Genomic DNA, 25,592 nt, shown 5'->3' with positions numbered 1-25,592 from the left:
CGGGCCTTGACCCAGATCAACGTAGCCGCTTCGCCAAACGACAGTGTTCACCGGGATATCCCGCCTCGGATCAATTGCCGGAGCCCAATCATGAAGGCCGTATCCGCCGAAGAAGCTGTTGCGATGATTCCGAACAACGCGCGCATCATGGTCGGCGGCTTCATGGGCGTGGGCACGCCGGAGCGCCTGCTGGATGAACTGGTCCGACAGAAGAAATCGGGCCTGTCACTCATCAGCAATGATGCGGCCACTCCCGGCAAGGGTGTCGGCAAGCTGTTCGACGGCACCCAGGTGTCGAGCATGATAGGAACTCATATCGGGCTGAATCCGAAAGCCCAGCAACAGATGCTGGGCAAGCAGATCACGGTCGACCTTATTCCGCAGGGCACCTTTGTCGAGCGGATCCGCGCCGGCGGATGCGGTCTTGGCGGCGTCCTGACGCCCACCGGCGTCGGCACGCTTGTCGAGGAAGGCAAGCAGAAGATCGAAGTCGACGGCAAACCATATCTACTGGAGACCGCGCTGCGCGCCGATTTCGCGCTCGTCCACGCCTTCCTGGCCGACTACGCCGGCAACCTGTCCTATGCCCTCACCGCGCGAAATTTCAATCCAGTGATGGCGATGGCGGCCGACACGGTGATCGTGACCGCCGAACATATTGTTCCGGTCGGCGTGATTGCTCCGGATCACGTAATCACGCCGGGACCGCTGGTCGACTATCTCGTTGCGAACGGGTGAGCCATGGATGCACAGACCATCATTGCGCGTCGCGTAGCGAAAGAACTGCGGCCGGGTAACCTCGTCAATCTCGGCATCGGAATTCCGACCCTGGTTGCGAACTACGTTCCTGCAGGGCTCAACGTGTACTTCCAGTCCGAGAACGGCCTGATCGGCACGGGCCCAATTCCCGAGCAGGGCATGGCTCATCCGCTGCTGACCGATGCCGGCGGCAAGCCGATCAGCGCCTTGCCGGGCGCGGCGACCTTCGATAGCGCCATGTCGTTCGGCCTGATCCGTGGCGGTCATGTCGACATCACGGTGCTCGGCGGCCTGCAGGTCGACGCCACGGGGCATCTGGCTAACTGGATGATCCCGGGCAAAATGGTGCCGGGCATGGGCGGAGCCATGGACCTCGTCAGCGGTGCCAAGCGGGTCATCGTCGCCATGCAACATGCGGCAAAAGGAAAGTCGAAGATCGTGGCCAGATGTAACCTGCCGCTGACGTCAGCGCGACCTGTCGACCTTGTCGTGACAGATATGGCGGTCATCGCCTTCCCCGGCGGCAAGGCGACCCTGCTGGAAACGGCGCCGGGCCTGACGGTCGCCGAGGTACTGGCGGTGACGGAGGCGGAACTCGCAATTCCCGATGCCGTTCCCGAAATGGCATTCTGACGAAAGCGAGCCAGAACAGAGCGAGAAGGACTATGCGGATATTCAACGGATTTGGCGAACTCAAGTCGGCGGTCGGCACCGAGGTCGGCATCAGCGAATGGATTGAGATCACCCAGGAACGCATCAACAAATTCGCCGACGCGACCTGCGACGAGCAGTGGATTCACGTCGATCAGGAACGCGCGAAGGCCGAAATGCCCGGAGGTAAGACCATCGCCCACGGCCTCTTGTCGCTGAGCCTGACGCCGATGTTCATCCGCTCGGTGATGGGCCTGAAGGGGTTGAAGAACACGCTCAACTATGGCGCGGACCGGATCCGCTACCTGGCACCGGTGCCCGCCGGATCAAAGTTGCGCGGTCGCGTCGGCATCGCGGAAGCCGAAGACGTGCCGCCGAATGGGCTGAGAGTGCACTACCGCGTTGTGATCGAGATGGAGGGCGGTGCCCGCCCTGCCTGCGTAGCGGAGGTCATCGGCCTGCACTACAGCTGACCCCGAGCTTACGTGCGTCAATCGATGATATGGTAGCCTCCATCGACGTAGAGCACGTCTCCCGTGATCAGCTTTGCGCCGTCGAGGGCGAGGAACGCCGTGGCCTTGCCGACGTCGTCGATGCTGACGAGGCTGCGCGTCGGTGCCTGCGACTGCGCCTTGTCCATCAGCTCATCGAATTCGGGAATGCCGGATGCTGCGCGCGTGGCAAGTGGTCCTGGCGAGATGGCGTGGACCCGAATGCCTTTCGGCCCAAGCTCGGCCGCGATGTAGCGCACGGCTGCCTCAAGCGCCGCCTTCGCGACGCCCATCACATTGTAGTTCTTCACCACCATCTGGCTGCCGTAATAGGTCATGGTGAACATCGTACCGCCGTTCTTCATCAGCGGTTCGGCGAGATGGGCCATGCGCATGAACGACCAACAGGACACGTCCATGGTCTTCTGGAAGCCGGCGCGATCCACATCGACCACACGGCCATGCAAGGCGTCCTTCGGTGAGAACGCGATCGAGTGAAGCAGGAAGTCGAGCTGACCCCACTCCTTCTGGATCCGCTCGAACACTTTCTCGGTCTCGCCCTCGACCATCACGTCAAGCGGCATGAAGATCGGCGATTCCAGCGCCTTGGCCAGCGGTTCGACGTGCTTCTTGGCCTTTTCGTTCAGGTAGGTGACGGCGAGTTCGGCGCCGAGCGCCCGAAACGCCTTGGCACAGCCCCAGGCGATCGATTGGTCATTGGCGATGCCGACGATCAATCCCTTCTTGCCCTTCAGCGCGACACTGGTCTCAGGATAAACCGGGATGGTCATGACACTCTCTCGCGTTTAGGATTGGGCGATGGCTGGTTCATGAGCAGCGTCAGCGTATGCTGCGCGATCATCAGTTCCTCATCGGTCGGCACGACGAATACGGGGATTCGGCTTTCGGGTCCGGAGATCCTGGTCGCGTGCCGCGCATTCTCGGCGGGATCCAGCGCGATCCCAAGCCAGGACAGCCTCTCGGCAATGCGAGCACGGATCGAAACGGAGTTCTCACCGATCCCCGCGGTGAAGACGAAGCCGTCGAGTCCCTCCAGCGCGGCTGCCAGCATGCCGGCGTTAAGGCCAACACGGTAGACGAAATAATCGATCGCAAATGCAGCTTGCGGGTCTCCGCTTGTCTCGAGCTCGCGCATGTCGTTGCTGACGCCGGACAGTCCCTTTAAGCCGCAGTCGCGGTAGAGAAAATCCTGCACCTTGGAGGCCGACATTCCCTTCTCGGTGAGCAGGTGCAGGACGACACCGGGATCGATCTGGCCGGGCCGCGTTCCCATCGCGAGGCCGTCGAGCGCCGTAAATCCCATCGTGCTCTCGACGCTCCGGCCTGCCCGCATCGCACACATCGAGGCGCCACTGCCGAGATGGGCCACGATCACACGTCCAACCGCGACCTCCGGCGCCACCTGCGGCAGCCGCTTGGCCACATATTCGTATGACAGGCCATGGAAGCCGTAGCGCCTGACGCCTTCGGCGTACAGCTGGTGCGGAATGGCATAATGATCCGCCAGCGGGTCATGATCACGGTGGAACGCCGTATCGAAGCAGGCCACCTGCGGCAGGGCCGGAAAATTGGTCAGCAGGGATTTGATGGGCGCCAGATTGTGCGGCTGATGCAGCGGCGCCAGCTGCGCGTAGCGTTCCAGCCGCGACACGACCACAGGATCGATCAGCACCGGGTGCGCGTAATCCGGGCCGCCGTGAACAACCCGATGGCCTACGGCCACAGGGTTGATGTTGAGTTCCTCCCTCAGCCAGGCTCCCGCGACGGACATGGCGGCAGGAACGTCGGCAACCGCTTCGATCGGATAGGCGCGGTCGGCCAGCGGTTCGCCACTTGAGCCGCTGGCGCGCATTCGCGGCCGGCTGCCGATGCCGTCCATCTGGCCCTTCAGCTGCCGCCGCAGCCGGCCCTCGCCTTCCACCGCGAAGACCTGGAATTTCACGCTTGAGGAGCCGGCATTGACGACGAGGATCGTATCCATGGCAGTCACGCGGCGGCGATCGGAGCACGGCGACGCCGGGCATCCGCGTAAAGGCATGCAACCGCGGCTGACGCCATCCGTGACCGCGCCGAATCGGCACGCGACGTCAGCACCACCGGCACCCGCGCGCCGAGCACGATGCCGGCGCCATCGGCCTTGGCAAAATAGGCCAGATTCTTCGCCAGCATGTTGCCGGACTCGAGGTCGGGCACGACCAAGATTTGCGCCCGGCCGGCGACCTCCGACCTGATCCCCTTGATCCGCGCCGCTTCCAGGTCGATCGCATTGTCAAAGGCCAGCGGACCATCGAGCAGCGCGCCGGTGATCTGTTTGCGGTCCGCCATTTTGCAGAGCGCGGCCGCTTCGATGGTCGATGGAATCTTTGACGTGACGGTCTCGACCGCCGACAGGATCGCCACCCGCGGTGTCGTGCCGAAACCGGCCTCATTGTAGAGATCGACGGCATTCTGGATGATATCGCGCTTGGCGTCGAGGTCCGGGAAGATGTTGATGGCGGCATCGGTGACGAACACCGTTTCGGCGTAGGCCGGCACGTCCATCACGAACACGTGGCTGATGCGCCGGTCGGTGCGCAGCCCACCGACCTTTGCCGTCACGCTGCGCATCAGTTCATCGGTGTGGAGGCTGCCCTTCATCAGGACTTCGCCTCGCCCCTCATGAATCAACTCGACGCCCCTGGCCGCGGCAGCAGCCTCAGTTGGCGGCGTATCAACGATCTCATAGCCCGCAATATCAATATTGTGCTTTGTCGCGGTATCCCGGATTCGCGCGGCCGGACCGATCAGAACCGCCTTGATGATTCCAGCCTCGGCGGAGTCGATCGCCCCTCGCAGCGAGCTTTCATCGCAGGGATGCACCACGATGGTGGAGACCGAGGGAACGCCCTTCGCGGCGACGATGAGGCGATCATATTTCGATCCCGGCTGGGCTTCGTTCGGTCCGGCTGCCATGACACCCATCGCTCCGCTCTGAATTGCTATGATGCCCGGGCTTTCGGATCGAAAGGGACGGTGTTGTCGTAACCGTCGAGCCCGAACAGCCCGGCGACCTGCTTCAATCGCCTGGCCACTTCACCGGATATCTCTGCGCTTGCCGACAACACGTCCTGAATGGCGGCAAACGCCCTGCGGCGCTCGTCCATGCTGTCCGGCAATAGCCTTGGAATGGCCGCAAGTGCGGCCTCCCGATCAAGCAGCAGCATGAAGAACTGCTCGCGGACCAACATCTTGAACTCCGCGAGCGTCACGCGCGCGGCCTCATCGGCCTGGCGAAGCCGCCGCAGCGCTTCGAGGCTGCGCTCGTCCACCATGCCCCGGGCCGATCCGACGTAAAGCAAGGCCCGAATGCCGGCCTCTCGCATACCACCGGAGCCGATCCTGGAAGTCAGCTCCGCTACGCGAGCTTGCAAGAGCTCGCGGTGCTTTGGATCCATGTCGCGGCGTTGGGAGGGTGTCGACTGCGGATCGACCCCGACCGCGGCCTGCAGCGCCGGCGAGCCGTAAACGGCAAGGAACATCGCCTCGCTTAGTGCCTCCTGCGAGTCACGCCACTGATCGAGCGAACTGACGATCTGCTGCGATACCCGCTCCTGGAACGCCAGGAACGGATTGTCCTTGGCGACGGGTTTGCGGTCGTCGCGCGCTTTCTCCGCGGCGCTCTCCACCATCTTCATCCAGGGGTTCTCGCTGCTGAACGCCTCGTATTGCAGGCGGAGCGGATGCCAGTTGCGCATCATCTCCGCCATCTGTGGCGTCACCATCGATTTGACCCAGGGCTGCACGTATTTCTGATAGGCGGCGAGATTCATTTCCGAGACACGCTTGGCAGTCTCGAAACGCCGCTCATCCTCCGGCGAGTTCCCGCCCATCGCCCGGATGTCGTCGAGTGTGCGGGCCTCGCAGCGCATCACCCACTGCCCGACCGCAAGCTCATCATTGAGCGTGTCGGATCCCCTCGCCTCGAACGTCGCTTCGTAAAGGCCGGGCGGCAGCACGTCGATCAGGTCGATGTTGCTTGAGAACTCCGCGTGCTCCTTCTTGGCCACGCCACCGGAAACGAAGATGCCGAGATGGCCGACCGTCTCATGCACGGTATAGACGATGGTCTGCCCATGTGCCCTGATCTCGTCGACATCAGCATAAAGGTCCAGAATCCAGTGCAGCGCCTGTTGCGGAGGCGTGATGTTGTCCCCTTTCGAGCAGAACACCACGATCGGCGAACGAATCTTGCGCAGATCGACCGTGGTCCCGTCGGACATCTTGACCCGGCCGGCACCCAGGTTGTTGCCGATGAAGAGTTCATCGACGATGAACTGGATCTCCTCGGCATTGAGGTTGACGTGCCCGCCCCACCAGCGCTCGAATTCGAGATAGCGGTCGGCCTCGGTGTCGACCTTGGAGTAGACGTTGTACTGCTTGGTCCAGAGCGTGTTCGACGGATTCTGATTCTCGAAGTTCTGCACCAGCCAGGCACCGTCAAACTTGCCGGCGCCGAGGTCGCTGGAAAGCGCGGTCAGCCAGCTTCCGCCGAGCAGTCCGCCGGAGTAGCGCATCGGGTATTTGCCGTGTACGCCAGCCCAATAAGCGAGCGGCGCGCCCGCCACGATCACCGGACCGAACAGTTCCGGCCGTAACGAGGCGAGGATCATGATCGCCCAGCCGGCCTGGCAGTTCCCGATCACACATGGTTTCCCATCAGCCTCGGGATGCCGCTCGATGACCTTTTCGATGAAGATTGCTTCAGCGTGGGCAATGCGCTCGATGGTCTGGCCCGGCATTGGCTCGGGCAGGAAGCCGATGAAATAGCAGGGATGCCCCGCCTTCATTGCGACGCCGATCTCACTATCGGCTTTGAAGCCGCCGATCCCCGGTCCATGGCCCGCACGCGGGTCGACGACAACGAATGGCCGCCGCTTGAGGTCGATTTCCACACCCTTGGGCGGGATGATGCGCACCAACGCATAGTTGACCGGCTGCTCGAGCGTGCGACCGTCCAGGATGAGCTCGGCTGCATAGCTCAGGACGTGGGGCGCCGTCTGGGCAACATGCTCGCGATACTGATCGCCGCGCTGCCGCAGTATGTCCAGCAGCAGTACGCTACGCTGCCCGGCATCCACCATATATTCCACGGCCTTGGCGACGACCCCTGACATCGGGCCGCCCGGGAGTTGCAGATTGTCCAGCGACATCGTTTCGGTCCTTCCGCCGACAGTCCGATTGAAAGCGTCACGCGCACCGGATCGTTGATTTAGGTCAAGCCACGAGCCCCAGCCGTACGTCTTTCTTGCGCCGGGAGGATAGGCTGATGCCCGTGCCTGAGAATTATGCAGCGAGCGAACGCCTGCGCGATGGCCGGAGCGTCGAGATCCGCATGTTACGAGCGGACGACCAGGACGACATGTTGGCCGCCGTTGGCCGCACGAGTAGCCAGTCGCTGCAACGTCGCTTCTTCGGCCCCAAGCGAAGCTTCTCAAAGAAGGAGGTCGATTTCTTCATGAACATCGATTTCGCCAATCACGTCGCCTTGATCGCGCTTGCCGACGAGGACGAACACGAGGTGATCATCGGCGGCGGTCGCTACGTCGTCATGGATCCCGGAATGGCCGAGATCGCCTTCGTGACCATCGACGACTATCAGGGACAGGGCGTCGGCACCTTGCTCATGCACCACCTCCTCATCCTGGCGCGCACGGCTGGGCTCGAGCAGCTCGTCGCCGAAGTCCTGCCAGAGAACACGGCGATGCGAAGGGTTTTCGCCAAATTTGGCTTTCAAGTCCGACGCGGAAGGGATCCCCAGGTCATTTGTTTGGCGCTACCGCTGTAAGCGCGAGGCTCTTCGCCGAGGGTTGTAAGCCGACGATGCCGCCCGCAAACTGCTCAGTGACCCCGAAGGAACTTGCCATGAGGAAAGCGCCTACAGACGATCGAGCCAAGAGCAGCCCCCCGATCGTCCGCCGCACCGAAACACGCGACACATTGGAAACAAATGCCATTCAACCGAGCATCGAGATCTGGGACTGTGCGACCTTCAACTTGACTGACTGGCTCCGCGAGAACGGCACTTGGCAACCCCTTCTCAAGAAGCCGCGAGTCTAGCCCTTGCGTGCCATCAGTTCTTGTCATTCCGTGCCGGACATTTGGACGCGAATGCATCCGGGTTTCCTGCACGAATAAGGCCGCCAACTGAGGCGGCCGTGCTGTTTAACTCAAAAAGTTGGGCGCGCGTGCTGGGGCGTCTACCGGCCCGGGCGGCGGCGCATGTGCGCCAAGTGCCTTACGGCAAGAACATCGCGATGCCGATGATGACGAGCGGGCTTAGTCCAAAGAGTACAATACAAAAGCTTCTAAGGAGATCACTGCCCATGACCGCAACTCCTGCGTTGCGGTTGGGACTCTACACATCCGATCGAACGCGGTTGCATAGTGCAATCACCGCCACCTCAATTGGAGAAACAAACTTGTCTGGATCAAACGCGCATGCGCGAAATGAGCGCGAATTGCAACGCAGGAATTTATACACCCACAACACTGAATAGGCTTCTCGATATCTCTAATGAGAGCATCGGCCTAGGCTTGGTTGCCACAGGGCTAAAACCCAAACTAGGTCGCTCCAAAAAATCAAAGCGGACCACTGTGGATGGAAACAGGCCAGCACGTTCAAAGCTGGGGTTGCCGGTTGGTTCGGCGATCCAGCCCCGATCCGCTGGCTAGTTTAGGGCCAGCGAATCCGCGCTTGGAGCAGCCGACCGTGGGCGCGGTCTTCAGCGCGGCAGCGCGCCAGTGTTCGGCAGCACGCCTCCGGACGCGGCCCAACCACCATACGACCGAAACTTGAGGCCGAGCCGGGAATAGTAGACACGCAGATATCCGTCGCGGCCGCGTGTGACCGCGTCGGGTCTCACCGCCTCCACTTCCTGAGCGATCACTCCGACATAGGTTTTGTCGCTGCCGTTGTATGCGAAGCGGTAGTAACCGAGACCGTTGTCGAGCCGACCGAGCAGCACCACGTCGTGCTTGAGATTGATGTCCGATCGCCGCCCGCCGCCACGGCCGCCACCACCCCTGAACCCGCCGCCACCGCGAAACCCAGCCCCACGAAATCCCCCGCCTCCGCGACCACCGCCGCCTCGGAATGCTGCAGCTCGATGTCCAGCGCCAGCGAACCGCGCACCGCCGCCGCGGCCCGCCGCTGGCCTGAAATGGGCAGCTCTGGAAACTCCACGGTGCGCCACACGACCACCAGATCTTGCGTTCCTGGCAGCCGTCGAGCGGTTACGCGCTTGGCGGTTGCCGGCCGTCCTGCCCGCGCCTGCCTGCCTGTTTGTTGCTCGGCCGCGGTCGGAGCGTTGAGCGCGGTCGGCGCGCTGGGCCCGGTCTCCGACGTTCGGACGATCGGCGCCTGCCCGCACTCTCTGCCGATCGCCACCGGGCCTCTGATTGTCGCTGCCGAACCTCTGTTGCAGGCTCGAATTGTTGTAGCGTGCACCCTGTCGATGCCTTACGTCGTGTTGCCAGTGCTCGACGCGAGCGCCGCGATTGATGTCGATTAGCTCCACCAACCCAGTTGACCCGGCTGCCGCCCCACCATCCGCCGCCGCCCCAGTAGCCACCGGTGGCCCACCGCCCCAGTGCGTAGGCTGTGCCGAAGGCAACGCCGGCTGCGATGATGCCGGCACCGATGTAGTCGGGATAGCCCCAATAATAGGGATAAGCGGGATAGTCGGAGTAAGGCCAATCGCCGAAAACCACCTGCGGTTCGTAATAAGGAACGTAGATGCTGTCAGCCACGGCGGGCTCAATGTAGATGAACTGCCGGTTCTGCTCTGCTTTTACCGTCACTGTCTGCTCTTTCGTGGTGACCAGCTTCTTCCGGTCGTAGGCTTTTGAACGCAACCGCTGCACGGCATCCATCACGTCCTGTTGCTGAGCCAAAAACGCTTCGCCGAGCTTTTGCGTCCATTCGAGCCGCTCGTTCATCATCTGAAGTACGGACGGTGTCGCAATCAGCGCCTTGACGCTCGCGTCCCAATCCTGCTTCTCCGCCGCGGCCTTGAGGGCATCTCCCTTGAGGTTCTTGTTCTGCTTCATCCAGCGATCCGCGTGCACCACTTCCAGCGGATAGGTCGATGCCATCAGCACATTCGACATTAGCGTATCGGGATACAATGCAATGGGCGCTACCAGCGCCTCGAGCTCAGCCGGCTTTAGCGCCGGCTGCTCGGGAACCGGCGCGGGTGCATTGCTCGGCGTTTGCGGCCCCTGGTCGTTTGTCTGTGCTCGCGCAGGAAGGCCGACATGCAATAATCCGAGGAAGGCGCATATCCAGCATATTGTTCTGATGATCCGCATGTCGCGCGTCCCTCCTCATAACAACGGCGAACCAGCAACAGCATCCAGTGTCCCTGTCACGCGTTCTTGACTTAGATTAACGTGGCTGCCTGCCGCGCGTATTCCCGAAGGGAACGGAGCGACGATCCGTTCCTCCACCCGCCTAGCGGCTCAGTTCATCCGCTCATAAGCGTCGGCAAGAAAATGGTCGAAGCTCTCGATCCGAATGAGACCGAGGCGCGGATACTCCATGTCCGTGACGATGTAGAGCGCGACCGTCAGGGTTCCTGCAAATATCACCATATGTATCCAACTGCGCCCCGCGTTCGCCGCCATGCCGAAACCAGCGAGCAGTGAGCAACCGAGACCAAGCCCGAACTAAGGCGGCGCACGCTCGGTCCCGGGCCTCGCTGACGTCCGGTTCTCGCCTTTTCGCGCGCCCTGGTACGCTGCACTAACCCGTCGGGGAACCGTCTGTTGGATACCCGCCTCCATTGAGTTTATCGAGCCGGACCGCCGTCAGTTCGCGGAGCCCGTCTGCACCGCGATCCTGTTCTGCGCAATGATGGCTTCGGCCCGCGCGAGATTTTCCAGTAGGCGCTGGCTGGTCAAGACAAGGAAGTAATAGCCGAACTGCGGGTTCTGGAAGTAGATCTCGAGCAGCTTTTCATAGGTGATGGTTAGAACGTGGCCGTCCTCGATACATTCGATCGTCGCGGTCCGGCGGTTGTCAGGCGTGAGGAAGCCGAGTTCGCCCATCAGGCGGCCCGGCGGAACATCGACGTTGATTTCGACGACCCGGAATCTGCCGGTAACTGTCAGCAGCATTTCGTTGGCTGCGTCACCTTTCTCCATCAAGATATCACCCTTGCGATACTTGCGCTGGGTCATGAACGGCTTGAGCCACTCCATCGACATGTCGCCCTGTGTTGCAGCGCGCGCCTTCTTCACGAGAGCGAGCATTTGACGAAGGCGGTAGGCGTTGATGGGAACCATCAGGAGATAAAGAAGAAATGTCGTGACGGCTCCAGTGAGCGCACCGAAGATGGCGAAGAATACGCAACCGATCATGTTAGCGACCCGGAGCGGCACCATGGTCTGCGTCAGCAGGGTGGCGACAAAGAAGATCGCGCCGACCAGGGCGAACATGTTTGCCAGGGTGATGTTGTGCAGAACGATTTCCAGCAGCCGGCTGAAGATGGCGTCCCAGGTCACGTTGTTGGGATCGAGCCCCATCTGAACCAGAATCTTTGCGAACCTGAGGTTATCGGTTGCTGCATCTAGAATGCGGTCCAGCATGCTGGACACGTCTGCGCTAAGCATCATTTGGTTTCGCCAATGTGTGAGCCAATACCGGCAGCGGCTATTCCGGATGAAACCATTGCGCTCGTCAACTCAAACGAAGGACTCGGCGCGAGCGAGATAGAGTACAAATAGGAATCCGGCGACCGTCGGCAGCACCACCAGCAAGCCTCCTGCCAGCGCCACCCGAATTATCGCATGCGTCACCAGCGCGAGGACGGTGCGACCCACCAGCGCTTGGGCAAAGACCGCTTCCAGCGCATCGGTGCCGCCAATGAAGCCTTTGCCGATCGCCGCGGCTACAATGCTGGCGAGGACGGAAAAGCGCTTTGCGCGCCTCACGAACGGCTTCTCAAAGAATCTGGATCACCACGCAGCAGTCGTGAGCCTGTACGTGGCTCACTACAATCTGTGGCCGGTGCATGAGGCGGTGCGCACCACGCCAGCAGTGGCGCTTGGCGTTCGCCAAGCTCCCGAGGTGTATCGCGATCGTCCGGCGTGGAGTTCATCACCGACGTTGTATCGTGGGTTTATGGTGCGCTCGCAGGGCGTTCGCATCTGCTGCGATTTCAACGGCTTGTGCCGATGACGAGGATCGAAAGGGTTCTTCCAGCGAGTGGCATTCCGGTGCACTACGAGGCGACAGACCAAACCGGCCTATTACCCCGCACGAGGCAAAGTCATGATGCCGGCCTATTCCGCATTCGATTCGGACGACGACTTTGTCTCGACGTTGGCCACGAACCGATCCACGCCACTGGGCACCAGTTACGATTGAACCACAAGTTCAACGCGAAGGTGTTCAGCAATGCCAAGGCGGCCGAGGAATGCGTCGCCGAACTCGGTAGTGCGTTCATAGCGGCTCACTTCGGTTACAGCTATATCGAAGCCCAGTCCCCAGCTTGCAGCAAGGCTGGCTCGAAGTCCTCAAGGGCGACAACCGGGCTATCTTCAGCCTTGCGTCCTACGCCTCCCAGGCGGCCGACTGGCTGCTGCAGAAGGCCATGGGGTGGATGAGACCACGCCAGCGGTCGAGCAGCCAAAGGTTGAAGATGCAATAAGTGAGCACTCCGATTTTAAACGCCGCTGCTGCGGCACACATTAGAATGGGGGAAACGACGCACCACTCGTTTTGATACCAATGTCCTATTTCCATCTCCCTCTAGTTGTGGCTCCAAATTGAGCTTTCGAAGAAGAGCTAATTGGGAGGGGAAATTGCCAGACGTACAGGTGACCTGCATCAATAAGCAGCCACGAAACGATCCGCACGAGGGCATCACGCATCTCGGAGGCATCAACTGGAAGTGGCCGCGATCACAAGTCATCCAATCAATTGAAAGCGGGGCCAACACATTCTTCACGATGGTCGGCGGCAAGCGAGCCGACGTGGGAGTCGTAAATGGACCGAACGGCAAATATGTTCGGACCCATGCTGACGGCTACTACAACGACAATCTCTTAGCCCTGCCGGAGTGTCGATGAACTTGTCCTGACCGGGTTGCCTACATCGCGCAATGTGCTACACGGCGCTCCTCTCAATAAGGAGCGCCACGTGGCCAAAAATAGAAAAGCAATTCGCCGCAAGTGGACAACGGACGAGGTTCGCGACCTTAAGGCGTTAGCGAAGCAAAAGTTGGGCGCAGCGAAAATCGCAAAAAGGCTAAAGCGCACGAAGAGCGCTACGATCGCTAAGGCGTTTATCCTAGGCGTGTCGCTGGAGACGCGAGGTTAATTCCCACCACGGCAAACCAAACGGTGCTAGAATTTGCCTGCCCACGTGAGTCGGGGACATCTAAGATGACTTCAATTATCGAATGGGGACCGCTCCAGAGAGCGACGAATGCCCTCCACCAGCCCGTGATCTGCCGGAACTTCGATGTCAGGTCGCGAGATGGCTATGTCAGCGGACAAATCGTTGTCGACGACACATCCGATCCTGCCGCAATGTCGGAATGCGAGAGCCGGCTAGCCTTGCTGCTGAGAGACGCCGTCACCGATCTTGGCCGGTAAGTCAGTCCAGCAAGTCGTCATCATCCTCGGCTGACAGCGAGCGCCGCCACACTGGTAGCTTTCGTCGTGAGTGGCGCTGATGCCAGCCGAGGAAAAGTAAACCCGATTGGCAACCACCAAGCTGCACCACCCATAACGTCACGCCGTCCGGCGCATGTGACACAATTCGCCGAGTGCGGCAGTTGTGTTCTTCGTCACGCGCTTCGTCTACACGCGCAGCAGCCGCCACCTTACATTCATGGCCGCCTATCCAGCATTTGTCGCGATTGACAAGTAAAACCCGATTGTCGTGACAGACAATATGGCGAACGTAGACCACCCGTCTCACCGTCTTCGCTGCACAGGCTGCGTGTTTCGGCAATTTCCGGACACCGATTTCGGTAATTCGCGGACGGCGATTTCAGTAATTCCGGGCCAGGGATTCCGCTAAATCGCGGACAGTTGCGCGAGGTTGGTTTTCGGGAGCGCCGTTCAGGCACGCGAAGATTCGGAACCACATCCAGGTGGTTTCAGATTCAGACAGGAAGCCGGTTACCAACTCCTCGGCGAAGCGCTGCACCGCCAGCGCGTCCTCGCGATACTCTGGCAGCTGGCAGGTAATCTGACTTGCCTGTCGGCGACGCCAATCCTGCGGTTGCTCGCTCATCCCATTGCTCTCTGCTGCCAGTCTTGGCTGCTAGCTTGTTCGTACAGGTATTCATGGTCGGCTATTCCGGGCTCGGCGGGACACACTGATGAGCGTGGCCAGGGAGCTCTCCCGACGTCGGCGGTTGGACCAGGTAGTTCAGCAACCAAAACGAACGTGAGGTGTTTTAGAATCGGGCGACTTTCTAAAAGCTGGGAGAGTCCGATGTTTAGGAAAATCCTAATCTCACTGATCGCAGTTATCGCCGTGGCGTTTGCACCGACTGCTGCCTCTGCGCGTGGAGGCTTCGGCGGCGGCGGTTTTCATGGTGGTTTTCATGGCGGATTTGGTGGCGGCGGCTGGCGCGGCGGTGGTTGGCGCGGAGGCGGGTTTGGAGCGGCCGCTGTTGGACTTGGGATAGGTCTGGGCTTGGCGGGTGCCTACGCTGCCTACGGTTACCCCTACGGATACGGCTACCCGTATGGGTATGGCTACGACTACGGGTATGGCTACGGTTATCCGTATGGCTACGGCTACCCGTACAGCGCCAGTTATGGCTATTGCCTCGCAACAGCCAGCCAGCAGGAGTATACTTGCTATTAATAGCGAGCCAGCGGCTCATCCTGCTTGAATGTTGAGACAATCGCGACCTGCCGATTGGGGAGCCGCGGGTGCTTTGCCCGGCAAATGTGGAGGGTAAAATGGCCCTGCACTTCAGCCAGGTCTGGACTGGCGATTTGGAGATGTGGATCGCAAGCAGCGACGACTACTCATTCGTTATCAGCAACGAGAGCCGGAGTCGACCCGGGTTGCATGGAGAGCCGGGCTTTGTTGCGTCATATCGCCCCGACTTTCTGAATATGCCCGCAGCTCAAGTGTCCGGGTCGCCCTTCGGCACGTTCGCTGAAGCCGAGCGGGCCTGCAATGCGTTCTTGGGTCGCCTCATTATCGAAGGATGATAGCCGCGCCGTTACCGGCTCCAGAGAATTCGGCTACCAACTAATCGTCAGTCAGAGAAGGTCTGCCGTGCTGAGAGCAATCTTCATTACGACTTGTCTAGTTGCAGCGTCGCCATCGGTTGCCCAGCAGGTGCGGGTGATCACCGGGGACTTTGAGCATGTATACGGACCTGGTGGTGAGGTCCTCGACGATGCCGAGATGCGTGCACGAAACCAGCGGGCTTCTGAAAAGATTCAGATTGAAAAACAGCTCGCGATTGAGAGGCGACAAATCGAGGCCGAGCGACTCAGGCGTCGGTCAGACCAAGAGGCTGCTCTCGCCTACGATGCAACTGCTCCGACGTGGGACTCAACATACGGCGGCTGGTTTTTCGTTAATCGCCATCGGGGCCACCTGAGGATAGGCGTCTCGCCGAGGATGGGCCCGAGGATGGGCGGCTCGCGAACGGCGCCGTAACCAAGCTGACCTCCCCGGCGCTCCGAGGCCAATCGCCGGCTGGTCGAGATCGGGCTGAAGGCGAAATCCAGTGAACGCACGCCGCCGAACGGCAAGTTCGAAAGGGCTGCTTTCGCGCGTCTATGCTGTAACGATCGTCAGATCGTTTGGCACTCGGCGGCTGGGGGTTCGCTCATAGAACGCCAAACATCGCCGAGCATAGAGGACTTCCACCTCCAAGCTGTCGTTCATACTCGGCACACATGAGAATGGCCCCGACGCCGGCGCGTCGGGGCCGCATTTCAATCTCCCGCAGTCGGGGTTGGGCAACTGAAACCACGGAAGCATTGAATTGAACCCGGGCGCTGCCACTTGTTCCCGGTGTCAGCCCACCCGCAGATTTTCGGCTGACGTCTTGCCGCGGTTTTCCCGCTCTTCGTAACTGACCTTTGCACCCTCGTTGAGGCTGCTCAGTCCCGCCTTCTCAACGGCCGAAATATGCACAAAGACATCCTTGCCACCGTTGTCAGGCTGGATGAAACCGTAGCCCTTCGTCGGGTTGAACCACTTCACAGTACCAATCGCCACTAGACAAATCTCCTTTGAGGAATGGCGGCAGCCTAGTTCGACAGCGCGGCATCCCGCAAGGCCCAATACGGGACCGTTGGCAACAGTATAAGTACGGTAACGTTTCGGAGGAGCGGGTGCGCCGCCCCGCTTGTCAGCTCCTCGATTTTCTTGGGACCGCTAGGCTTCGGAGCGACCTACCGCGCAACCACTGCGCAGCATTGACCTGCGTCATACGGGCGTGACGAGAGTGCTGTTACCGTTGCTGGCATTGCTGACCAGCTGAAATTCCGCGGCCGGGACAAAACATTTCGAGCCCAGCGGCGTAGTTTCTCGGGAGATTAGTTGGGCGCTGCAGGCCACTCATTCGAGCGGTAGGGAAAGTGTCGGCAGCGGCTTATTGCCCTGCTCGCAACCTGTTCGCCCCTTGGGCGGTAGACTCGGCGTTGAGGCATCCGCGGCAGTCTCGCCCATGAAGTGGGTCAAATTAACGTCCGATGACCACTCCACATAACCAACGACCGCAAAAGCAACCGCCGCCACGATGACAATACTGACCACCGAAGCGGCGGCTGTTGCCGACCAGCTTTGGCTTTTGAAAAACGGCATCACGATTCTCCGACACCGAGCTGCCACCCGGCGCTTGCGTTAGATCAGCTCGCGATTATCGAGTGTGAACGGCCTCACATTTCACGCGCACTTGATCCTGAGGCAGCGCTTTACTGAGGCGGCGGCTTCGTCGAGCCTGTCATTCCCCTGTGGCATTGGTCGTGCAGCACACTTGAGGCTGGCGATTTCAGTGTCCCAGTTCAGGAAGAAAACGCCGCCGGGCGTGTATTCGTGAGACCGGCGGCGTCTTTTCCTGGGACCTTTATACTGGTCCTAAGTTGACTGCCGCACGGGCGATCGTCTGCCTCAGTTGGTAGTGCCAGCCATCCGGGCCAATGGTGTCGGTGTCGGGCCACTCGTCGCCCTCATCTTCCATCTCGTTCGCGTACCGGAGCACGGCGGCGATGCCGGCAACGGTCGTGGGAATCGTTGACGCCAGTTCCCACGCGGCGGCTCGGGCCGCGTGACAACAAGCCTAATTGTTGTCTTGGGCGTCATTGCCAGCGACAAGCACAACTTGGCAGAGGCTGATCGGCGCCGCGCGTGCCTCTGACCGAACCGCCTATCTTTTGGTGCGTCTTTGCGGAGAAGGAGCCGCTGGGGTTGCCTGCGCTGGGCTTTCAGCCCTTGCAGATTCCAGCGAGTTAACTCGCGCGCTTAGCGCACCGAGCTGGTCGGATATTAGCTTCTGCTCGCCCTGCTGAGCGGAAGTTTTCTGCTGAGCGTCACCGATCTGAGCAGCCTGCCTTTTTTGGCCGGCTTCAATCCCCTGCACCGCCTGTTGGAGAGACGCTAAAGTCTGCTTCATCTCCGCAAGGGCCGGATCCGGTGGAGGTGCGACGGCCGCGCGCTCTTGCGAGGCTGCAAACTTTGTCGCGTTGCTGTAGCTCATCCAAAGCGCACCGCAAGCGACGATAACGGCGAGAACAGCTATGAGCAGCGGAAACGACGATCGCGCCTGTGCATCGCCGGGCGTTGACGAATCGGCGGTCATGAGAAGTTCCCCGATTTGGACAGATGGAAGAACTATCCAATCTCCGGTTTGTTCCGGAGTCACTTGGTTCTGGCAATGACGGCAACCCCGTAGCCTCGCCGCATCACTGCCGACATCATGACGCGTCCACTTCTCCACAGCCACGACACGCTATAGCCGTGCCCTGTTCCGCGCCTCAACTCATTGATAATTTGCGTGGCCACCCTCGGCCTGCTCTCTAGTCAGGATGGGCTCGAAATCTCGGGAGTACATGTTCGGAGCAACGGTCAGGCACCTAGCCGAGCGCGCCAAGGAAGCCCGGCTCGAGGCCGACACCGTCGCCTGCCGCGTGGAATGCCCGCATGCTCGCCTTCCAGGGGCCGGCCCAGCCATCCCCTGCCCTCGGTGATGCGCTCAACGCCGGCTACCGCTACCTTGAGGTCAAATGCCTTGGCTGCGGGACGAATACGTCATCGAAAATGACGACACCGACTGACTGACCGTACTTGGCCGAAAACTTGGCCGATGCCTCACCGGGGCGCCCGACCGGCCGGGCGATAATTGTCACGCCTGGCGCGTCGCACGGGACGACACAGCATTTACTGCTGGACTGTCCAAACGGATCCAGCGAGGCGCGATGCCGCCGCGGCTAACGCTCCGGCGCGCCCCGGCCCGGCTCGGGCTGTTCCGTTTCCTTTTCCTTGGCCAGCCGCTTTTCGTGGCCGAGATAGACCCTGTCGCGCAACGTCAGCGGCCGGTCATTCGGCATCGCCTCAAGTGTCGCGCGCCATGGAAAACTGCCCCCTCGGCGTCATGAGGAATTGCCCCCTCCTCGGATAGCTGAGGAGAGAGCGAATGAACGAGGAACGAATCACTAGAGGCTCGCCGTGGAGTGATCCACGGGGGCAGGTGATGAAGACGCCGGATGACGTGGCGGAGATGTTGCGCCTAAGGGCGTGCGGGTGGGGTCTGAAGCGGATTGGGCGCCAGCTGGGCTGCAGCCATCACACGGTGAAGGACTACGTGGCGGCGGGCGGGGTGAAGCCGTTCAAGTCGCCTGAGCGGCCGAAGCTGCTCGACGGCCTTGAGGGTTGGCTGCACGAGAGGTTCATTCGCCATCGCGGTAATGCTGACGTGGTTCGCCAAGATCTGTTGGCCGAGAAAGGCGTGGAGGTAAGCCGGCGAACGCTGCAACGCGCCGTGCAGCCCTATCGCCAGGCGCTGAAGGCGGAGGCGCTGGCGACGACGAGGTTCGAGACGCCTCCTGGCCGACAGCTGCAGATCGACTTCGGGGAGCGTCTGGTCGAGATCGGCAGGGTGAAGGTCAAAGCATTCGTGTTCGTGGCAACGCTCGGGCATTCGCGACGGCTGCATTTGCGTGCGTTCCGGGCGGAGAAGCAAGAGCACTGGTTCGCCGGGCTCGAGAGCGCATTTACGACCTTCGGCGGCGTGCCGGAGGAAGTGCTGATGGACAATCCACGCGCGCTCGTCGTGCGTCACGACGCGGTGAGCCGGTCGGTTCAGTTCAACGACAAACTCATCGCGTTTGCGAAGCATTGGGGCTTCCGTCCACGCGCCTGCGCGCCATATCGGGCACGCACGAAGGGCAAGACGGAGAATGGCGTCGGCTACGTGAAGAAGAACGCGATCGCGGGGCATTCCTTCGTAAGTTGGGAGGCATTCGAGGCGCATCTCGCCAAGTGGGAGCGTGAGGTGGCGAACGTGCGTATCCACGGCACGACCGGCGAGGCGCCGATGGTTCGCTTCGTACGCGACGAGGCACACCGGTTAAAACCGCTCGGCGGGCAGCCCTCGTTCGGATCATTGCGCGAACTAACCCGGGTCGTCGGCAACGATTGCGCCATCGAGATCGACACGAACAGTTACTCAGTGCCGTGGCGCCTAATTGGCGAGCGCGTGGCGGTAACGGTCGCGGCCGGCGAGGTGCGGATCCGCCATGGATTGCACCAGGTAGCGGTCCACAAGCAATCGGAGGGGCGCCGGCTGCGGATCGCCGATCCCGCCCATCTCGATGGTGTTGCCGGGCGCAATGGCGCGGTCCGCCGGCCTGAGATTGCGGCGGCGGTGCCGGGGTCGTCTCCACCGCCTTCGTTGTTGCGTCCTCTTGCCGAATATGAAGCCGTGATCGGGGGAAGCTTCTGATGACGCGCGCAAAGAAGGCAACCGAAGTACCGACTGATCCCCTTGATGCCATGCTGGCGCGATTGCAGCTCTCCGGCATCCGCGATCAGCTCGATAGCTTGCTCGACGAGGCGGCGCGCGCAAACTTGTCGGCGCGTGAGACGCTGATCCTGCTGTGCGAACGTGAGATCGCGCGCAAGGATCATCGCCGCATCGACATGGCGCTGAAGCTTGCACACTTCCCGGCCGTGAAGGAGCTTGCGGGCTTCGACTTCGAGGCGCAGCCGTCGATCGATCCGAAGCAGATCCGCGACCTGGCCGCGTCACGTTGGATCGCCAACGGAGAGAACGTGCTGCTGCTCGGCCCGCCGGGCGTCGGTAAGACGCACTTGTCGATCGCGCTCGGGCGAGAGGCAATCCTGGCCGGGTATACGGTGCAGTTCACCACGGCGACGACGCTGGTCGCTGGCCTTGCCAAGGCGCATGGCGATCGGCGCCTGGACGAGAACTACTCGCGCTGTCGAAGCCAAAGCTACTGATCGTCGACGAGCTCGGCTATCTGCCGCTGGAGCCCGACGCGGCCCATCTGTTCTTCCAACTGGTCAGCCGGCGCTACGAAACTGGTGCCATGCTGATCACGTCGAACCGCAGCGTTGCCGAATGGGGCACCGTGTTCGCCGATCCGGTGGTCGCCACCGCGATCCTCGACCGGCTCCTGCACCACAGCTACGTGTTGACTATCCGCGGCGACAGCTACCGGCTCCGCGCCAAACGGAAGAGCGGCCTCATCAAGCCGCCGCCCGCCGGTGACGGCCCTCCGGTCGGCTCCGCCTCCCTCCGTCCCGTCACCGACGGAAGCAACCTTCAACCAAGATCATAACCCGATGGTGGGGGCAGTTCTTCATGACGCAAAGGGGGCAGTTCCGGATGGCGTTTGACATCAAGAAACCGCGTGACGTTTTCCGACAGCGCCCGGTCGCGCGCATCAGGACTGTTGGCCAGCGCCCGCGCCACCGTCGCATAGGCGGTCCGCACCCCCTGATGCTTCGCGCGCATCTTCTGCTCCCAGGGGTGCTCGTCCCGCCCTGGATTCTGTTTCCGTTAGTCATAATCCTGTCTGAGCTCGCGGATCATGTCGTGCCGCACCCGAGCCTCCCCGCGCTGCTCCATGCGTGGCATTGCCGTCGCATAGTCGCGCATCCCGACCCCGCGCGCGTAGCGCGGTGTGGCCTCGGCATCGATCCCGCGGTGCCGCAGGCATGCCGCAAACTTCTCCCGGTACTCGTGCAGCTGTGACTTTCGCGGGTTGAATGTCTTCCCTTCCCGGTCTCGGCCGCGCACCGTGACATGGGCATGCGGATGCGCCGTGTCGTCGTGGAAGCACACCACGATATCGACCCGCGGCCGCAATTCCTTGTCGACAAAATCGGTCACCGCATCCCTGAACTTTTCCCGGTCACTTCCCTTCGGTAGCGACAGCACCATGTTGACCGACATCGGCGCCTTTCGCAGGCTCTTGTTCTGCGCCGTCACCTCCGCGCTATCGGCCCAGTCCGCGTGCAGCTCTCCGACCGCTTCCTTCCCTTTCATCGGCCCGTAATCGGATTGCATCTCCACCTTGCCATTGCGGGTGATGTAATCCAAATGTGCCCTCAGATGTCCGGCATCCTTGGTCCGCCCCGACACCTTCACAACCACCTCGGGCGCCTAGCGAACCAGCCGCTCCAGCCGCGTCTTCGAGGCCGGCGATACCCCGAGGCGTGGCCCGCCGCTGCCGCCCGACCCGGCGCGATGAGGACTTGGTCGATGCATCGGTAGCAAAGCGGCTCCTCCAGGCCATCATCGACAATCTGCCGGAGCCAGTTCCCGGGGGGAGGCCGGTTCACACGATCGGCATTCCGGCGGCACGATCCGGTTGCGGGGATTGCCGCAATTTGTCTGGGCGCGGGGCGGCGCCTATACGTTCCTGCCGAGCCTTTCGGCGATCCGCTTTTTGGGATCGCAGATGATGTGAGTCGACCACAGGCCGGGGGTCATTCGGCACTAGTTCAACACTCTCACCAGGTCATCAGCCTCGCGCAGATCGCGGGACGTTTCCGCGGATGCAAATTTCGCCCGGATCGATATCAGCAGGTCTCGTGCTTCGGCGCGTCCGGATGCGCTCTCGCCGGCGCTGACCAAGCGCGCGATGCTGATCGCCGTGCGCAATTCCCAACCGACCGCCCCGAGCTTCCTGGCAGAGGCAAGCGAGCGTTTGAACAAGCGCATGGCAGCCCGGTCGTCTCGCGATGGTTCCCGACACAGCAGCGAGCCGTGAATCCGATAAATCTCGGGAGCCGCCCAGCGCTCGCCGGTTTTCTTCATCAGGGACTCAGCCGAAGCAGCGAAACTTCGAGCCCTTTCCATCTGCCCGATCCGTCCGAATTCTGTGGCGAGCAGAATTCGATAGAGTGGCATCTGAATGCACCGGTTCTCGGCGGGTAGTCTGCCGAGCAAGCCGCATAATTGTTCGAGCACTTCCGGCGCGGGGCCTCGTGCCGCCAACGCAGCGGTGGCCCACAATGGGCCGATGACCCGGTACATCGGATAGCCATACTCGTCAGCGACCTTCAGACCGCGCTTGACGCTGGCGAGGTTGGCCGCGAGATCGCCCTCATACCAGTGGTCGGCGACGCCAAGAATGGAGGCAAAAGCTTGCATGAACGGATGTCCGATCTCGTTCGCGAGCTGGCGCGCCGTCACACAGCACTCTCTGGCCCGCCCCGGGCGGCCCAACAACCATTCGATGTGTCCGGAATAGACAAGCGATACGATCAATGGATCATGCTGATAGATCTGGACCAGCTTGCCGTGCTCACGCGGATCGTAGCGAGCGCTGACCAGAGCCGCGAGCTCACTTGCCTGCTCCAAACGACCAAGAAAGAAATTGGCGATTACGGCAGCGGTGTAGGCCATGAGGGCAGCCTCGTCGTCGCGCCACTCTTCTGCCCGCCGGACGAAATCGTGCGCGTTTTCGAGGCCTTTGGTGAGCTCGCAGTTGACCAGCTTGGCTATGGTACTTCCCCACAGCACCGTCGCCTTCTCGCGAATGGTGCCATGGCTCGCGCAAAGCTTGAGTGCACGACTGTAGGGGCCATAGACGTTGGGATCGGACCACCCGGCATTGGCTGTGTACGCCATCGCCAAATTGGATTGCAGCGCGATTTCAGCCTCGAAGCGCCGCGGTGACGCCGGCATCTTGGGTATCAGCGAGAGACCTTCGCGAAGATGAGCCACGGCTTCCTTGGTGGCAGAGCTGCGGAGCGCGGATTTGCCCGCCTGAAGCCAGGCCTCGATCGCTTCCGGAATGTTGCCTGCGCGTGCATAATGATAGCCTAACACCGCCGGCTGGCTGCTTTCTCCAATGGCGGCTTCCTGCAGCAGCCACGATGCGACGCGCGCATGGAGCTCACGCCTTTCCTCCTTGAGCAATGAGGAGTAGGCGACTTCCTGTATCATCGCGTGCTTGAACGTGAAGACCTTACCTTGAGACTCTTCGCTACGATACACAATCCCGGCTGTCTCGAGCGCCCGCAACGCGAGTTTCAGCGTTTGGCCCTTGCCTGGAAGCACGCTGAAAATGCCATCATAGTTGAAGCGCCTTCCGAAAACAGAGGCGATCTGGGCGACGCGCTTGGCAGGACCGAGACGATCAAGGCGCTCCATCAGTGAATCGTGAATGCTTGCCGGCACCAGGGTCTCCGGCAACTTCCCGCTCGGCGCAGGGCTCTCGGCCGGCCGCGGGATCGCGCCGGCATCGACGATGGCGCGTGTGAACTCCTCGACAAAGAGTGGCACGCCGTCGGTTCTTTCCACGATCTGGCTGGCAATCCTGCGCGGCACCAGATCGCTGCCCGCCACGGCCACGACCATCTGCTCGCATTCATGCACTGCCAGCTTTTGCAGAGCAATCCGCCGAATTTCCGGCCCTGTCAGCCAGTCGGCCCTGTAATCATCGCGATGCGTGATCAGGACCATGATCCGCTCGCCGGGACAGCGTGCGATCACGCGCACCAGCAGTTCGATGGTGGTTGGGTCCATCCACTGGACGTCCTCGACGATTCCGAGGATCGGCTGCTTGCGCGAGGCTGCGAGAAGAGCATCGACGAACATCTGCAAGGCACGCTCGCGCTCCGCGGGAGATCCGAGATCCGCGGGTTCGTATCCCGGGCATGCGGGTATTGATAGGACTGCTCCGTAGTAACGAAGCGCCTGCTCGACATCAGTGACGGCTCTTGCCAAAAGCGAGCGCAATTTTGCCAATGCGAGTTGAGCGTCGTCGGTGTCCTGGATGCCGGTCGCACGTGTGAGCCGCTCGATTTCCGGGGCAAGCGGTGTGTTGACGTGGAATGGTGAGCATTGCAGCGATAGAACATCACGCGGAGACGCATCAAGGGAACTGCGAAACTGGCGGATCAAACGTGACTTGCCGATGCCGGGTTCACCGGAAATCACACCGACCTGTCCCGAGCCGGCGAGGCTCTTCTGCCACATCTCGGCAAGCAACGTACTTTCGCCGGTTCGGGCTATCATCGGGGCGAGAGGCGACCTCCGCGCTCGGTCGAACCTGCTCTCGCTGGACGCAAGCGCCTCTGCGCGCCAGGCTTCGACAGGCTCCTCGACGCCCTTGAGTGGTCGTCTGCCAAGCGGCACGTAGCTGAACGTTCCGCGAGTCAGCTCGTAAGTGCTTGAGCCAACCACGACGCCGTTCTCGCTGGCGAGCCCCTGCAGACGGGCAGCGACATGTGCCGAACTACCGAACACTTCCCGCCGATCGGGCGGCTCGCCGGGCACGCTGCCGACGACGACGACCCCGGTATTGACCCCGACGCGCACGCCGAGGCGGACAAAACTGCCATCCGACAGCAGAAAGTTGTGATCCTTGATCGCCGCGGCGACCGCCAGCGAAGCGCGGACCGCGCGCTCAGGGTCATTTTCGTGGGCTTGCGGGACGCCAAAATACGCCAGCAATCCGTCGCCAATCATTCTGGCGATATGACCGCCGTAGCGGCGAATCTGCTCGTCGCAGATATCGCGGTAAGTTCTGATAACCGCGAAGAACTCCTCGGGATCGATCCGCTCGCTCAGGGGTGTCGAGCCGACGATGTCGATAAATACCACGGTGAGCTGCCGGCGTTCGGCATGCAGAGCTTCATTCTCGACATTCGGCGGCGCCTGCGTCCGCTGAAGTCCGCCCGAACGATCGGGCTTCGGCTGGCTGCTCATGACCCACCGTGTTCAGTTTCCGCCGTGCCGGGAGGCAAGGTCGACGGCAAGCCGCGTCAGGTTGACGCTGCCGAGCGGCCTGTGCTCGGGCAAACAGTTCCATGGATTGAACACCATGTTCCCGCGGCCGTACAGCGCATTCTGCGTCAAACCCTGCCCTGGAGCGGCAGGTGTCTCAGGCGCACTAGCCACTCTAGAGGACGGGGCCACCACCGCGAAGCGCCCTCGACGTCATCCGACGTGGCGGCGTGCTGTACCCGTATGGAGAAATCGAACACGACGTCATCGCCCCCTTGATGCGTACGCGAGTCCAGAACCCTCACAAGCGCTTTCTGGAGAAAGCTTTTCGATGGGCCAACACGCAAACGTCCACCATCTGGTGTCCTCAATTTGACCACCGGAAGGACCGACCAAATAGCGCGCGACCTTGCGTTCGCCGATCTTCGGCTTCGGG

The 25,592-nt window shown here is 61.4% G+C and carries 24 protein-coding genes and 3 pseudogenes; 11 read left to right on the top strand and 16 right to left on the bottom strand.

Features of this window, described 5'->3' with window-relative positions; translation table 11 throughout:
- Nucleotides 1-90: 90 nt before the first annotated feature.
- From J2R80_RS21215 to J2R80_RS21205, 3 genes are read left to right on the top strand one after another with little or no spacing between them, the layout of a single operon-like run.
- Nucleotides 91-738, top strand: coding sequence for a CoA transferase subunit A (locus tag J2R80_RS21215; protein WP_076825998.1), 648 nt, complete (start codon nt 91-93; stop codon nt 736-738).
- 3 nt (nt 739-741) lie between these two features.
- Nucleotides 742-1,392: a 3-oxoacid CoA-transferase subunit B gene (locus J2R80_RS21210; protein WP_076826000.1), complete on the top strand. Its 651-nt coding sequence runs from the start codon at nt 742-744 to the stop codon at nt 1,390-1,392.
- 32 nt (nt 1,393-1,424) lie between these two features.
- The gene (locus tag J2R80_RS21205) at nt 1,425-1,883 is read left to right on the top strand and encodes a MaoC family dehydratase (RefSeq protein WP_057016850.1); all 459 of its coding nucleotides are present in this window, start codon (nt 1,425-1,427) and stop codon (nt 1,881-1,883) included.
- A 17-nt stretch (nt 1,884-1,900) separates the two neighbouring features.
- Here the strand turns inward: J2R80_RS21205 and fabI are convergent, their stop codons facing one another.
- Genes fabI through J2R80_RS21185 form a run of 4 tightly spaced genes read right to left on the bottom strand, consistent with a single transcriptional unit; the run spans nt 1,901 to nt 7,111 of the window.
- Nucleotides 1,901-2,692, bottom strand: a complete 792-nt coding sequence (gene fabI / locus J2R80_RS21200) for an enoyl-ACP reductase FabI (RefSeq protein WP_076826002.1) — start codon at nt 2,690-2,692, stop codon at nt 1,901-1,903.
- Entirely contained in the window at nt 2,689-3,903 is a 1,215-nt protein-coding gene (locus J2R80_RS21195; protein WP_076826004.1) for an acetate/propionate family kinase, read from the bottom strand. Before J2R80_RS21195 ends, fabI begins: the two co-directional genes overlap by 4 nt.
- Before the next feature lie 5 nt (nt 3,904-3,908).
- Complete coding sequence (locus J2R80_RS21190; protein WP_253641002.1) at nt 3,909-4,874, bottom strand: phosphate acetyltransferase; 966 nt, start codon at nt 4,872-4,874, stop codon at nt 3,909-3,911.
- Between the two features lie 26 nt (nt 4,875-4,900).
- Nucleotides 4,901-7,111: a DUF3141 domain-containing protein gene (locus J2R80_RS21185; protein ID WP_141342265.1), complete on the bottom strand. Its 2,211-nt coding sequence runs from the start codon at nt 7,109-7,111 to the stop codon at nt 4,901-4,903.
- 116 nt (nt 7,112-7,227) lie between these two features.
- Here J2R80_RS21185 and J2R80_RS21180 point away from each other — a divergent pair, with 116 nt between their 5' ends.
- Nucleotides 7,228-7,746: a GNAT family N-acetyltransferase gene (locus J2R80_RS21180; protein ID WP_076826007.1), complete on the top strand. Its 519-nt coding sequence runs from the start codon at nt 7,228-7,230 to the stop codon at nt 7,744-7,746.
- 937 nt (nt 7,747-8,683) lie between these two features.
- On the opposite strand, the pseudogene J2R80_RS21175 reads toward J2R80_RS21180, so the two are convergent.
- The 4 genes and pseudogenes from J2R80_RS21175 to J2R80_RS21165 form a co-directional block, all read right to left on the bottom strand.
- Nucleotides 8,684-10,271, bottom strand: a pseudogene (locus J2R80_RS21175) (DUF3300 domain-containing protein).
- Between the two features lie 150 nt (nt 10,272-10,421).
- Entirely contained in the window at nt 10,422-10,550 is a 129-nt protein-coding gene (locus tag J2R80_RS43285; protein ID WP_256527858.1) for a hypothetical protein, read from the bottom strand.
- 219 nt (nt 10,551-10,769) lie between these two features.
- On the bottom strand, nt 10,770-11,576 hold the full coding sequence (locus J2R80_RS21170; protein WP_309143766.1) for a cyclic nucleotide-binding domain-containing protein: 807 nt from the start codon (nt 11,574-11,576) through the stop codon (nt 10,770-10,772).
- 69 nt (nt 11,577-11,645) lie between these two features.
- Nucleotides 11,646-11,894: a hypothetical protein gene (locus J2R80_RS21165; RefSeq protein WP_141342263.1), complete on the bottom strand. Its 249-nt coding sequence runs from the start codon at nt 11,892-11,894 to the stop codon at nt 11,646-11,648.
- A 243-nt stretch (nt 11,895-12,137) separates the two neighbouring features.
- Between J2R80_RS21165 and J2R80_RS43745 the strand changes: the two genes are divergently transcribed.
- The gene (locus tag J2R80_RS43745) at nt 12,138-12,569 is read left to right on the top strand and encodes a zincin-like metallopeptidase domain-containing protein (RefSeq protein WP_375162656.1); all 432 of its coding nucleotides are present in this window, start codon (nt 12,138-12,140) and stop codon (nt 12,567-12,569) included.
- A 198-nt stretch (nt 12,570-12,767) separates the two neighbouring features.
- The gene (locus tag J2R80_RS21160; protein WP_141342262.1) at nt 12,768-13,034 is read left to right on the top strand and encodes a DUF3892 domain-containing protein; all 267 of its coding nucleotides are present in this window, start codon (nt 12,768-12,770) and stop codon (nt 13,032-13,034) included.
- 928 nt (nt 13,035-13,962) lie between these two features.
- Here J2R80_RS21160 and J2R80_RS21155 read toward each other — a convergent pair.
- Nucleotides 13,963-14,208: a hypothetical protein gene (locus J2R80_RS21155; protein WP_141342260.1), complete on the bottom strand. Its 246-nt coding sequence runs from the start codon at nt 14,206-14,208 to the stop codon at nt 13,963-13,965.
- 204 nt (nt 14,209-14,412) lie between these two features.
- Here J2R80_RS21155 and J2R80_RS21150 point away from each other — a divergent pair, with 204 nt between their 5' ends.
- A complete protein-coding gene (locus tag J2R80_RS21150) occupies nt 14,413-14,790 on the top strand; it encodes a hypothetical protein (protein ID WP_253589749.1) in 378 nt (125 codons plus the stop codon).
- 98 nt (nt 14,791-14,888) lie between these two features.
- Nucleotides 14,889-15,146, top strand: a complete 258-nt coding sequence (locus tag J2R80_RS21145) for a hypothetical protein (protein WP_141342258.1) — start codon at nt 14,889-14,891, stop codon at nt 15,144-15,146.
- Between the two features lie 820 nt (nt 15,147-15,966).
- On the opposite strand, the gene J2R80_RS21140 is transcribed toward J2R80_RS21145, so the two are convergent.
- The 3 genes from J2R80_RS21140 to J2R80_RS21130 form a co-directional block, all read right to left on the bottom strand.
- A complete protein-coding gene (locus tag J2R80_RS21140; protein WP_253589748.1) occupies nt 15,967-16,170 on the bottom strand; it encodes a cold-shock protein in 204 nt (67 codons plus the stop codon).
- Between the two features lie 342 nt (nt 16,171-16,512).
- Nucleotides 16,513-16,758, bottom strand: coding sequence for a hypothetical protein (locus tag J2R80_RS21135; RefSeq protein ID WP_141342256.1), 246 nt, complete (start codon nt 16,756-16,758; stop codon nt 16,513-16,515).
- Between the two features lie 562 nt (nt 16,759-17,320).
- Nucleotides 17,321-17,752: a hypothetical protein gene (locus J2R80_RS21130; protein ID WP_141342255.1), complete on the bottom strand. Its 432-nt coding sequence runs from the start codon at nt 17,750-17,752 to the stop codon at nt 17,321-17,323.
- Nucleotides 17,753-17,978: 226 nt separating this feature from the next.
- Between J2R80_RS21130 and J2R80_RS21125 the strand changes: the two are divergent.
- A pseudogene (locus J2R80_RS21125) lies at nt 17,979-18,198 on the top strand (hypothetical protein); the annotation flags it as partial.
- Here the strand turns inward: J2R80_RS21125 and J2R80_RS21120 are convergent.
- Nucleotides 18,162-18,299: a hypothetical protein gene (locus J2R80_RS21120; protein WP_246786700.1), complete on the bottom strand. Its 138-nt coding sequence runs from the start codon at nt 18,297-18,299 to the stop codon at nt 18,162-18,164. The pseudogene J2R80_RS21125 and the gene J2R80_RS21120 overlap by 37 nt on opposite strands.
- A gap of 287 nt (nt 18,300-18,586) precedes the next feature.
- On the opposite strand from J2R80_RS21120, the gene istA reads away from it, so the two are divergent.
- Together istA and istB are read left to right on the top strand one after the other, a co-directional pair.
- Nucleotides 18,587-19,894, top strand: a complete 1,308-nt coding sequence (gene istA, locus J2R80_RS21115; RefSeq protein ID WP_253638727.1) for an IS21 family transposase — start codon at nt 18,587-18,589, stop codon at nt 19,892-19,894.
- Nucleotides 19,894-20,753 (top strand): annotated as a pseudogene (istB, locus tag J2R80_RS21110) (IS21-like element helper ATPase IstB). Before istA ends, istB begins: the two are co-directional and overlap by 1 nt.
- Here the strand turns inward: istB and J2R80_RS21105 are convergent.
- From J2R80_RS21105 to J2R80_RS21095, 3 genes are all read right to left on the bottom strand, one after another.
- The gene (locus J2R80_RS21105) at nt 20,738-20,929 is read right to left on the bottom strand and encodes a hypothetical protein (protein WP_253639334.1); all 192 of its coding nucleotides are present in this window, start codon (nt 20,927-20,929) and stop codon (nt 20,738-20,740) included. The pseudogene istB and the gene J2R80_RS21105 overlap by 16 nt on opposite strands.
- Before the next feature lie 45 nt (nt 20,930-20,974).
- A complete protein-coding gene (locus tag J2R80_RS21100; protein WP_253589747.1) occupies nt 20,975-21,517 on the bottom strand; it encodes a relaxase/mobilization nuclease domain-containing protein in 543 nt (180 codons plus the stop codon).
- 399 nt (nt 21,518-21,916) lie between these two features.
- The gene (locus J2R80_RS21095; protein WP_253625962.1) at nt 21,917-25,138 is read right to left on the bottom strand and encodes an adenylate/guanylate cyclase domain-containing protein; all 3,222 of its coding nucleotides are present in this window, start codon (nt 25,136-25,138) and stop codon (nt 21,917-21,919) included.
- Between the last annotated feature and the right edge of the window lie 454 nt (nt 25,139-25,592).

The sequence above is a fragment of the Bradyrhizobium sp. USDA 4541 genome (genome assembly GCF_024171085.1).
GTDB lineage: Bacteria > Pseudomonadota > Alphaproteobacteria > Rhizobiales > Xanthobacteraceae > Bradyrhizobium > Bradyrhizobium australafricanum.
The sequence above is the reverse complement of the archived record's forward strand: the minus strand, read 5'-3'. Positions and strand labels throughout refer to the sequence as shown.